Here is a 9,377-nt window from a genome sequence, read left to right as displayed (position 1 = left end):
GAACGTGACGAGGAGTCGCGACGTCAGGCCGGCGCCGTCGTCCGGACCCGGTGGACGAAGTTCGCCACGACGTCGCGACCGTGCGCCGTCAGCACGCTCTCCGGGTGGAACTGCACGCACTCGATGGGATGCTCGCGGTGGCGCACGCCCATCACGAGTTCCTCGTCGACGCCGTGTGTCGTCGTCGCGGTCACGTCGAAGCAGTCGGGAACCTCGGTCGCCACCAGCGAGTGGTACCGGCCGGCGCGAAAGCCCTGCTCGATGCCGGCGAAGACCCCCTGACCGTCGTGGTCTATCGGGAACGCCTTGCCGTGGACCGGTTCCGGGGCGCGTCCGACCGTGCCGCCGTAGGCGTACACGGCCGCTTCGAGCCCGAGACAGACGCCGAACGTCGGCACCTCGCGCGCGAGGTCCCGGAACACGTCGAGGGTGACGCCCACGTCGCGGTCGTTCTCGGGGTGGCCCGGTCCCGGGCTGACGACCACGGCGTCCGGGTCGGTCGCGCGCACCTCATCGAGCGAGGCGGTGTTCCGGAGGACGGTCGTCTCGGCGCGTTCGCTGACGTACTCGACGAGGTTGTAGGTGAACGAGTCGAAGTTGTCGACGAACGTCACCCGGGTCATCGCGACACCCCCGGCGGCTCCGCGGCCGCGTCGTCCGCCGTCCGGTCGTCGGTCGCCTCGTCCACCTCGATGCGTTCCAGCGCCGCGAGCACGCCGTCCATCTTCTGTTCGGTCTCGTCGAACTCCGCGGCGGGGTCGCTGTCGGCGACGACGCCCGCGCCGGCCCTGACCGTGACGAGGTCCGCGTCGCCCGCAGCGTCCTCCCCGCCGCGCTCGACCGTCGCGGTCCGGATGACGATGGCCACGTCGGCGTCGCCGGTCCACGAGTAGTAGCCGACGCCGCCGCCGTAGAGGCCCCGGGGCGTGCGTTCGAGGTCGTCGATTATCTCCATCGCCCGGATCTTCGGCGCGCCGGAGAGCGTCCCGGCGGGGAACGCGGCCCGGGTCGCGTCGAAGGCGTCCGGCGGACGCGCCGGCGTCGTCGACGACCGTCCGGCGGCGGTCGCCTCCGCGGCGAGGTCGCCGACGACCGTGCTCTCGATGTGCTGGACGTGGCTGTACTTCAGGACGTTCATGAACTCCTCGACGCGGACGCTGCCCGCCTCGCTGACGCGGCGGACGTCGTTGCGCGCCAGGTCGACCAGCATCGCGTGCTCGGCGCGCTCCTTCTCGTCGGCCAGCAACTCGCCAGCGAGCTTGCGGTCCTCCATCGGGCTCGCGCCGCGCTCGCAGGTGCCGGCGATGGGGTTTGCCACCACCTCGCCGTCCCTGACGGAGACGAGCGTCTCCGGGCTCGCGCCGACGACGTGCAGGTCGTCGTACCCGAGACAGTACATGTACGGCGAGGGGTTCACCTCGCGCAGGGCGTCGTACAGCCCCAGGGGGTCGACCTCGCCGCGGAGCCGGCGCTCGCGCGAGACGACGCCCTGGTAGATGTCTCCCGCTGCGACGTGCTCTTTGGCCGCCCGGACCGCGTCCTCGTACGCGTCGCGCGGGCCGGCGGTCTCCCCGTCGGGGACGAACCCGCCTGTCTCGGGCGGTGCGGCGTCGGCGAGCGCCTCGCGCACGCGGTCGACCTCCGCGACCAGGTCGTCGTACACCGCCCCGGCGTCGTCGTCCGGCCAGACGACCGGCGTCACGGACAGCGAGAGCGTGTCGGCGACGTGGTCGAAGACGAGCGTCGACGTGCTCAGGACGAACTGTGCGTCCGGGAACCGCGAGTCGGGGTGGTCGACGCCGCGCTCGTCCAGCCAGAGGTCGTAGACCGCGTCGTACGCGAGGAAGCCGACCAGCCCGCCGGCGAAGCGCTCGTCGCCCGAGAATCCACGTCGTTCGACGTCCGGCAGCGCACCCCGGAGCCTGTCGAGGGTGTCCCCGTCCGCCGCGGCCGCGCCGGCGCTCGGCGATGGCCCGAGGAGCTCCTCGTACCGGTCGTCGCCGAGCGCGTCGACGCGCGTCCCGTCCCGTTCGACCGTCACCACCGCGGCCGGGTCGTAGCCGACGAACGAGTGGCGGGCGTGGCGGTCCTCGGCCTCGGCGGCGAACGCGCCGTTCGGGTCGCTGGAGGCGACCTTCTCGGCGCTCTCTAAGAGGAAGTCGTAGTCGCCGTCGCCGAGCGCGGCGTAGGCCGCGAGGGGGTCCACGTCGACGTCGAGGGCGGCCGAGAGGTGGACGACGACCGGCGCGTCGCCGGCGTCGGACCGCGATTCGTCTCGCGTCGCCCGCTCGACGAACGTCTCGCGGTCCATCATGGCGTGACGGTCCTGCTCTCCTTCCGCGCGTTCTCGACGAACGACTCGACCGCGTCCGCGTCCTTCCGACCGCCGGTCGCTTCGACGCCGGACGCCACGTCGACCGCGAAGGGGTCGACGGTGTCGACCGCCTCGGCGACGTTCCCGGGCGTCAGGCCGCCCGCGAGCACGACCGGCGAGTCGAGGTCCGCGACCGCGTCCCGGGCGCGCTCCCAGTCGTGCGTCTCGCCAGTCCCGCCGGCGGCCGCCGCGTCGAGCAGGATGGCGTCCGCCACCGCGTCGTACCGCGACGGGTCGTCGGCCGCGGCGTCGACGGCCTGGACGAGGCGCGCGTCGACCATCGACGCGAGATACGCCAGGTCGCCGACGCCGGTGCCGTGGACCTGCACCGCGTCCGGTTCGACCGCCTCGACGACGTCGACGGTGCGCTGGGGGTCCTCGGGCATCGTGACCAGCACTGTCGTGACGAACGGCGGGACGGCGGCGGCGAGTTCGGCGGCCCGCTCCGGGGATATCTCGCGGGGCGAGTCCACGGGCACGTCGACCAGGAGACCGACCGCGTCCGCGCCCGCCGCGACGACGTGCCGGAGGTCGTCCTCGTCGGTGAGTCCGCAGATCTTCACCCGCGTCATGCCGACACCGTCCGCGTCATCGACGCCAGTTGCCTGCCGGCGTCGCCGTCGTCGATGGCTTTCGCGGCGCGCTCGACCCCGTCTTCCAGCGAGGTGGCCTCGCCAGCGACGTAGACGGCCGCGCCGGCGTTCGCCACGACGATGTCGCGTTTCGCGCCGCGAACGTCGCCCTCGACGATGCCGCGCAGGTCGCGAGCGTTCGCCTGGGGCGTGCCGCCCGCGACCGCGGCGACGTCATGGCGCTCCACGCCGACCTCGGACGGGGAGAGCGCGTACTCCTGGACGTCGGTACCGTCGACCTCGGCGACGGTCGTCTCGCCGTGGACGGCTATCTCGTCCATGCCGGAACCGTGGACGACCAGCGCTCGCTCGACGTTCATCTTCGCCAGCGAGCGTGCGAGCACCGGGACGAGGTCGGGGTCGTAGACGCCGACGACCTGCGCGTCGGCCCCCGCGGGGTTCGTCAGCGGGCCGAGGACGTTGAACAGCGTTCGGATGCCGAGTTCCTGGCGCGGGCCGATGACGGCCTTCATCGCGGGGTGGAAGACGGTCGCCAGCATGAATCCGATGCCGCGCTCCTCGATGGCCGACTCGACGGCGGGCGGTTCGGCGTCGATGGTGACGCCGACCTCGTCGAGCACGTCCGCGCTGCCCGAGGAGGAGGAGACGGAGTAGTTGCCGTGCTTCGCCACGGGGACGCCGGCACCGCTGGCGACGATGGCGGCGGTCGTGGAGACGTTGATCGTGTCGTAGTCGTCGCCGCCCGTGCCGCAGGTGTCGACCAGCGGCGACCGGTCGGGGTCGATGGTCCGGGCGGCGTCGCGCATCCCCTGGGCGAAGCCGGCTATCTCGGACTCCGTCTCGCCCTTCGAGCGGAGCGCGGCCAGCAGCGCGCCGATCTGCGCGTCGGTCGCGCCCTCGAAGACCGCCGTCGCCGCCTCGCGCGCCTCCTCGAGCGTGAGATCCTGTCCGTCCGCGACGCGTTCGATATGTGCCTGCATTTTGGAACACCGATGTACTGTTTCGAGTTATAATGGACAAGTTCGTACATCTCCTTAAATCTGCCGGGGCGACCGGCCCGGAGGGAACTCGCCGACTGCGCCGGATTCCGAAACCTTCAATTATCCCTGTCGCAAACGATGAGATGCGTTCGAGAAGCCGACTGGGTTTGTGGTCTAGTTGGTTATGACACCTCCTTGACATGGAGGAGGCCGGCAGTTCAAATCTGCCCAAACCCACTACTTCTCTCCGCAACAGTTTTCGACGAGCGAAGCGAGTCGCGGTATCGCGGAAGATACTCCTCGGCAGGACGAGGTAGCGTCACCGAGCGGCAGGAACGCGGACGAACCGACCGGACCGCTCTCCTCGACTAACGGCCGTTGGTACGTGCTAGCTTATACCTTGGAGCGTCGTACTCCCTTCCGGGGAGTATCCATGAGTGAATCGGAACACCATTCGGAGCAAGTCGAGGAGACCGTCGGCCGAAAGGCGTGGCACACGGGCACGAAAGTAGCGGGAGTCTGGCTCGCAGCCGGGTCCCTCGTTTTCGTGGTGAGCCTCGTCCTCCACCCACCGCTTCCACCCGAACCCGGTGAGTTCATGGCGACCATCGCCGACGGACCTGCCCGGTGGGTAGCGGCCCACTGGGCGGCAACGATGGCGCTCACCCTCTTCGCGATAGCGGGTCTGATCGTGCTCACGGCGGGGTCGCGTCTCACCCAGAACGGGTGGACGATGACCGCGTGGGCCGTGCTGGTCGTGGGCGCGCTGTGGGTCACGACGACTGCCGTGGCAGAGGCCACCGTGATCACCGAGGCCGCCGTAGCCGGCGACACAGCGACGTTCGAAGCGTGGCAACTCTTCGCCGAAGGCAAAGCCGTCGGGTTCGGATTCCTGGCACTGGCCGTCGCCGTGATCGCCGGCAACGAGGTTCGGAGTACCCGTTCGGTGATTCCCGTGTGGGCCTCGTGGATCGGTGCCGCTGCAGGGGTCGTGGCCTTCGTGGGGTTCGTCGTCTTGGGGTTACTGCTCGGCATCGCCCTGGGCGGTCCAGTCTGGATAGCGTCGACGATCGTGATGAGCCTGTGGACTCTCTGGTTCGGCGTCGCCCTGGTGCGGTCCGATGATTCCAGAGTTCGGCTTCGGGACGTTGGAACCGGTAGAGAAGGGGCAGTCTGACGGGCGTTCACCGTTCCGCGAACGGCGAGTCGCGCCGTTCGCCGGTCCGGAGAACTGACGACTCTAGCTGCGGCGCTCGACGACGACTTCCTTCGTCTTCTTCGCGTCGACGCCGAACAGGAACCCCGAGACGAACAGCAGTTCGTTGCCGACGTAGTACCGCCGGACGACGTGGTCGACGAGCGGCAGTATCGGGTCGGGGGTGATCTGGAGGACGACGAGGACGAGCGCGACGACGGCGGCGAGACCGGCGAACCAGCGGACCACCGTGCCGGAGAGGAATCCGACGACGAAGACGGCGATGGCGGCGAGGAGGGTCACGGCCGTCCCCTATGTGGAGGCGACGCTTCAAGCTATCGCCGGGCGGGACTCGCCGGCGAAGGCCGTCACTTCTACCCGTCTCCCCTCGCTACGATGCGAACCACCGACGGCCGTGCGCCGCGCTCTCGTCGGAGGGACGACGGATGGACACGAGCGGAGCACTCGCGACTCGCGACCGGTTGGCGCGTCTCGCCAGGTTCGCGACCGTGGGTGTCTCCGGGTTCGTCGTCAACGTCCTCGTCTTCGCGGTGACGACGCCCGCTCTCCAGTACGTCCTGGCCGGCGTGGTCTCCTGGGCCGTCGCGAACTTCTCCAGCTACAACCTGAACCGCCGGTTCACCTTCAGCGACGTCGAGTACGGCTATCTCCGCGGCTACCTCCGGCATCTCTCGGTGTACGCGGTCGGGTTCGTGGTGTACGTCGTCGCGCTGTCGCTGCTCGGACTGTTCGTCGACCGCTTCCTCGCGCTCGCGGTCGCGGTCACGCTCAGCGGCGCGCTGAACTTCGTCGGAAGCGAGTTCTGGGTGTTCGATCCGGGGCTGTGACGAGGGTGACATCGCAAGGTCAAGACCTACCCGTGCTCGTCGTCACGAATCCATATGGAACTCAGAGAGCGAGTCGCCGACGCGGCCGAATCGGCGTCGTCGGCGTCAGCCGGGGACGTGCGGGAAGCGGTGAAAGAGCGGGCCACGGAGGCGTCACAGCGGGCGGCCTCGACGGGGAGCGAGGTCGTCCGGGAGACGACGAGCGCGGGGTCGGTCGCCCGCGACGGGGTCGCCGACGCGACGAACGCGACGCGGGAGACGGTCGAGACGGCGTTCGAGCGCTTCGACCTCCCGGACGTCGCGGTCGGACCGCCGGACGTCGGAATCACTCCGGCGGACGTCGCGATAGATCCGCCGGACGTCGCGGCCCCGACCGGGGAGTCGCCGTCGGCGGCGGCGGTGGCCGAGGAGATTCAGGCCATCCTCGAGGACGTCGACCGCCGATACGCGGCCAGAAACGCCCTCGAAGGCGCGCGATACGGGATAACGGCCGGTCCGTACGGTGCCGCCGTCGGGGCCGGCGTCGGGACGGCGTACGGCGCCTACAGCAGCACCCGGGGCGCGTTCGACCCGGACGACCCGTCCGGTCCGGTCGGCGAGCGGGTCGAGTCGGTCACGGAGGGAGTCGACGCCGGCCGCTACCTGGACGGCGTCCGGCACGCGAAGACGGGGTACAGGGTCGGTGGAAAGCTGGGGACCGAGGGGAAGATCGCCGGCGCGGCGCTGGGCGGCGGCGTGAGCCTCCTCGCGGCGCTACTCCGGGAGTACTCCGGGGACGACGAGTCGCTCGGGGAACTGCTGGCCGACGACCGCCTCGAACCGCTCGTCGGGGTCGCGACGGGCGTCGGCAACCGCCTCGGACCGGTCGGCGACGCGCTCGAAGACGGCGTTCGACGGACGGGAGCGGTACTGGCCGAGAACCGGGAGACCGTCGAGCACCTCGGCGTGGTCGCGGCGAGCGTCGACTGGGCGAGGGCCCAGGAGGCCGCTACCCAGTCGTTCGCGGCGTTCAGCCGCGTCGCCGGTCAGCCCGGGACGGTCGGGAAGGTCGTCGAGGGCAGTCGTGCCGTGTCGGAGTCGGCCTCGCTCTGGTACGAGGTGTACGCCGACGTGCAGGCGTCCACGGAGCCGTAGCGTCGGTAGCGAGTCGGCGTGGACCTGGCCTCGACGGCGGTCGCCGAACTCTCGAACTCTCTGTAATCACACAGATAACGTAACCTATGAGCGAGAGATTATACGTTCGGTCGGCGGCGGTCGTGCTTCCGACTCGTCCCTCCGGCGGTGGCCGGTCGCTCCGGAACGTTCAGGCGCGGATTCGTGTCTGAAATATTCCAAAACAGCTATCAAGGATAAGTCGTGTAGGTTGAGATAGAGTACCGTGGGACTCGCTCACTCAGTGTCCGACATGTCAGCCGTTGCTCGCTCGCTCGACGCCACTATCCCGTTCTTCGCGGTGTTACCGGCGTTCGTCGGCATCGTCGTACTCGTGTGGTTCTTCTTCCCGGACCTGTCCAACTGGTCGAGTCCGCCCGCTCGCGAAAACGAGTACAGTTTCGATCTCGACGAGCTGGAGTGACGGCGTCGGCGCGGGCCGTACTCGGAGCGCTCGTCGAGTCGTTCAGTTGCCGCCGAGGAACCGGAGCGCCACCCCGAGGGCGATGACGATGAGCCCGAGAATCGTCGCTATCGGCGGTATCGGGACGAACAACAGTACGATTCCAACGAGGATGACTATCGTCGACGTGTTCACGATACGACGAAGTACGGCGAGAAGCCGAATATGAATTGTGGCTGTCGGTTCGAGACGGCGTGAAAGCTACTCAAGCGCGCTACCGACCCGGACGACAGTCTCCTCGTCGAACTTCGGACCGATGAACTGCGCGCCGACGGGGAGACCGTCCGTCTCGCCGGCCGGCACGGAGATGGCGGGGAGGTTCGCCAGGTTGACCGGGACGGTGTTGGCGTCCGCGAGGTACATCTTCAGCGGGTCGTCCAGGCTCTCGCCCATGGGGAACGGCGGTGTCGGCATCGTCGGACTCGCCAGCACGTCCACGTCCTCGAACGCCGCGTCGAAGTCCTGTTTCACCCACGCCCGGGCGTCCTGGGCCTTCTTGTAGTACTTGTCGTGGTAGCCCGCCGAGAGCGCGTAGGTGCCGAGCAGGACGCGGCGCTTCACCTCGTCACCGAACGCCTCCTCGCGCGCCTTCGCGAACGTCTCGTTCCAGTTCCCTTCGAAGCCGCCGGAGTGGCCGTAGCGCACGCCGTCGTAGCGTGCGAGGTTCGAGGACGCTTCGGACATGGCGATGACGTAGTACGCCTCGACGGCGTGTTCGACCGACGGCAGCGAAACCTCCTCGACCGTCGCACCCTGCGATTCGAGGTCGTCCAGCGCGGCCTCGAACTGCTCGACGACGCCCTCGTCGGCGCCCTCGACGAGTTCGTTCGGGACGCCGACCGTCAGCCCCTCGACGTCGCCGTCCGCGGCGGCGGCGTAGTTCGAGTCGGCTCCCTCCTCGCGCGTGGTCGCGTCGTGGTCGTCCGGACCGGCGATGACGTCCAGCAGTTCGGCGGCCTCCGCGACCGTAGGTGCGATGGGGCCGATCTGTTCGAGGCTGTTGGCGTACGCGACCAGGCCGTATCGCGAGACGAGACCGTAGGTGGGCTTGATGCCGACGACGCCGCAGAACGCGGCGGGACAGCGGATGGAGCCCCCGGTGTCGGTGCCGAGCGCGAGGTCCGTCTCGCCGGCCGCGACCGCGGCGGCGCTCCCGCCGGAGGAACCGCCGGGAACCCGTCCCTCCGCGACCGGGTTCTCGGTCGGGCCGAACGCGGAGGTCTCGGTGGTCGTGCCCATGCCGAACTCGTCCATGTTCGCCTTGCCGGCGACGGTCGCCCCGGCGTCCGCGAGTCGGGCGACGACCGTCGCGTCGTACGGCGGGACGTAGTCGTCGAGCATCTCGGAGCCACAGGTGGTCCGGACGCCCTCGGTGCTGATGTTGTCTTTCACCGCGACCGTCTGGCCGGCGAGCGGGCCGTCGTCGTCGCCCTCGATGGTCTCCTCGGTGATGAACGCGTCGTGGCTCATGAGACGTTCGGTCCCTTGAAGTAACCGTCCTCGGTCTCCGGCGCGTTCGCCAGCGCCTCCTCCTGGGAGAGACCGTCGTGCACCTCGTCGTCGCGCATCACGTTCACGAGCTCGACGTCGCGCTCCACTTCCGGCACCTCGTCCAGCGTCTCGAAGTAACCCAGGATGTCCGCGAACTGCTCGGCGAACTCCTCGGCTTCCTCGTCGGAGACGCCGACGCGCGCCAGCCGGGCGACGTAGCGGACCTCGTCGGGGCCTGGGGCCGTGTCGCTCATGTGTTGAGGAAGCCCCGGACGCGCGGT

General features: G+C 69.4%; 12 protein-coding genes and 1 tRNA gene. 5 read left to right on the top strand and 8 right to left on the bottom strand.

Features of this window, described 5'->3' with window-relative positions; genetic code table 11:
- Positions 1-23 precede the first annotated feature (23 nt).
- The 4 genes from trpG to trpD are packed head-to-tail and all read right to left on the bottom strand — an operon-like array spanning position 24 to position 3,947.
- A complete protein-coding gene (trpG, locus tag ACTF4R_RS11275) occupies positions 24-623 on the bottom strand; it encodes an anthranilate synthase component II (RefSeq protein ID WP_440007914.1) in 600 nt (199 codons plus the stop codon).
- Positions 620-2,314 (bottom strand): anthranilate synthase component I, encoded by a 1,695-nt coding sequence (gene trpE / locus ACTF4R_RS11270; RefSeq protein ID WP_440007913.1) that lies wholly within the window; start codon positions 2,312-2,314, stop codon positions 620-622. The genes trpG and trpE overlap by 4 nt, the downstream gene beginning before the upstream one ends.
- The gene (locus tag ACTF4R_RS11265; protein ID WP_440007912.1) at positions 2,311-2,946 is read right to left on the bottom strand and encodes a phosphoribosylanthranilate isomerase; all 636 of its coding nucleotides are present in this window, start codon (positions 2,944-2,946) and stop codon (positions 2,311-2,313) included. The genes trpE and ACTF4R_RS11265 overlap by 4 nt, the downstream gene beginning before the upstream one ends.
- Positions 2,943-3,947 (bottom strand): anthranilate phosphoribosyltransferase, encoded by a 1,005-nt coding sequence (gene trpD, locus ACTF4R_RS11260; RefSeq protein ID WP_440007911.1) that lies wholly within the window; start codon positions 3,945-3,947, stop codon positions 2,943-2,945. The genes ACTF4R_RS11265 and trpD overlap by 4 nt, the downstream gene beginning before the upstream one ends.
- Before the next feature lie 163 nt (positions 3,948-4,110).
- On the opposite strand from trpD, the gene ACTF4R_RS11255 reads away from it, so the two are divergent.
- Positions 4,111-4,184: transfer RNA gene (locus ACTF4R_RS11255), tRNA-Val, on the top strand.
- 196 nt (positions 4,185-4,380) lie between these two features.
- The gene (locus tag ACTF4R_RS11250) at positions 4,381-5,124 is read left to right on the top strand and encodes a hypothetical protein (protein WP_440007910.1); all 744 of its coding nucleotides are present in this window, start codon (positions 4,381-4,383) and stop codon (positions 5,122-5,124) included.
- A 63-nt stretch (positions 5,125-5,187) separates the two neighbouring features.
- Here ACTF4R_RS11250 and ACTF4R_RS11245 read toward each other — a convergent pair whose 3' ends face one another.
- Positions 5,188-5,445: a hypothetical protein gene (locus ACTF4R_RS11245; RefSeq protein ID WP_433625552.1), complete on the bottom strand. Its 258-nt coding sequence runs from the start codon at positions 5,443-5,445 to the stop codon at positions 5,188-5,190.
- Between the two features lie 143 nt (positions 5,446-5,588).
- Here ACTF4R_RS11245 and ACTF4R_RS11240 point away from each other — a divergent pair, with 143 nt between their 5' ends.
- The 3 genes from ACTF4R_RS11240 (at position 5,589) to ACTF4R_RS11230 (ending at position 7,566) form a co-directional block, all read left to right on the top strand.
- Positions 5,589-5,990, top strand: coding sequence for a GtrA family protein (locus ACTF4R_RS11240; RefSeq protein WP_440007909.1), 402 nt, complete (start codon positions 5,589-5,591; stop codon positions 5,988-5,990).
- A gap of 54 nt (positions 5,991-6,044) precedes the next feature.
- A complete protein-coding gene (locus tag ACTF4R_RS11235; RefSeq protein ID WP_440007908.1) occupies positions 6,045-7,124 on the top strand; it encodes a hypothetical protein in 1,080 nt (359 codons plus the stop codon).
- A gap of 271 nt (positions 7,125-7,395) precedes the next feature.
- Positions 7,396-7,566 (top strand): hypothetical protein, encoded by a 171-nt coding sequence (locus ACTF4R_RS11230; RefSeq protein ID WP_440007907.1) that lies wholly within the window; start codon positions 7,396-7,398, stop codon positions 7,564-7,566.
- 42 nt (positions 7,567-7,608) lie between these two features.
- On the opposite strand, the gene ACTF4R_RS11225 is transcribed toward ACTF4R_RS11230, so the two are convergent.
- From ACTF4R_RS11225 to gatC, 3 genes are all read right to left on the bottom strand, one after another.
- Complete coding sequence (locus tag ACTF4R_RS11225; RefSeq protein WP_440007995.1) at positions 7,609-7,743, bottom strand: transporter; 135 nt, start codon at positions 7,741-7,743, stop codon at positions 7,609-7,611.
- 63 nt (positions 7,744-7,806) lie between these two features.
- Entirely contained in the window at positions 7,807-9,075 is a 1,269-nt protein-coding gene (gene gatA / locus ACTF4R_RS11220; RefSeq protein WP_440007906.1) for an Asp-tRNA(Asn)/Glu-tRNA(Gln) amidotransferase subunit GatA, read from the bottom strand.
- Complete coding sequence (gene gatC, locus ACTF4R_RS11215) at positions 9,072-9,350, bottom strand: Asp-tRNA(Asn)/Glu-tRNA(Gln) amidotransferase subunit GatC (RefSeq protein WP_433625542.1); 279 nt, start codon at positions 9,348-9,350, stop codon at positions 9,072-9,074. Before gatC ends, gatA begins: the two co-directional genes overlap by 4 nt.
- Positions 9,351-9,377 lie beyond the last annotated feature (27 nt).

The sequence above is a fragment of the Halomicrococcus pelagicus genome, from assembly GCF_051917725.1.
In the GTDB taxonomy this organism is placed as follows: domain Archaea; phylum Halobacteriota; class Halobacteria; order Halobacteriales; family Haladaptataceae; genus Halomicrococcus.
The sequence above is the reverse complement of the archived record's forward strand: the minus strand, read 5'-3'. Positions and strand labels throughout refer to the sequence as shown.

Coding starts and splice junctions, on each gene's coding strand:
- trpG (WP_440007914.1), bottom strand. CDS start 623: ATGACCCGGGTGACGTTCGTCGACAACTTCGACTCGTTCACCTACAAC.
- trpE (WP_440007913.1), bottom strand. CDS start 2,314: ATGATGGACCGCGAGACGTTCGTCGAGCGGGCGACGCGAGACGAATCG.
- ACTF4R_RS11265 (WP_440007912.1), bottom strand. CDS start 2,946: ATGACGCGGGTGAAGATCTGCGGACTCACCGACGAGGACGACCTCCGG.
- trpD (WP_440007911.1), bottom strand. CDS start 3,947: ATGCAGGCACATATCGAACGCGTCGCGGACGGACAGGATCTCACGCTC.
- ACTF4R_RS11250 (WP_440007910.1), top strand. CDS start 4,381: ATGAGTGAATCGGAACACCATTCGGAGCAAGTCGAGGAGACCGTCGGC.
- ACTF4R_RS11240 (WP_440007909.1), top strand. CDS start 5,589: ATGGACACGAGCGGAGCACTCGCGACTCGCGACCGGTTGGCGCGTCTC.
- ACTF4R_RS11235 (WP_440007908.1), top strand. CDS start 6,045: ATGGAACTCAGAGAGCGAGTCGCCGACGCGGCCGAATCGGCGTCGTCG.
- ACTF4R_RS11230 (WP_440007907.1), top strand. CDS start 7,396: ATGTCAGCCGTTGCTCGCTCGCTCGACGCCACTATCCCGTTCTTCGCG.
- gatA (WP_440007906.1), bottom strand. CDS start 9,075: ATGAGCCACGACGCGTTCATCACCGAGGAGACCATCGAGGGCGACGAC.
- gatC (WP_433625542.1), bottom strand. CDS start 9,350: ATGAGCGACACGGCCCCAGGCCCCGACGAGGTCCGCTACGTCGCCCGG.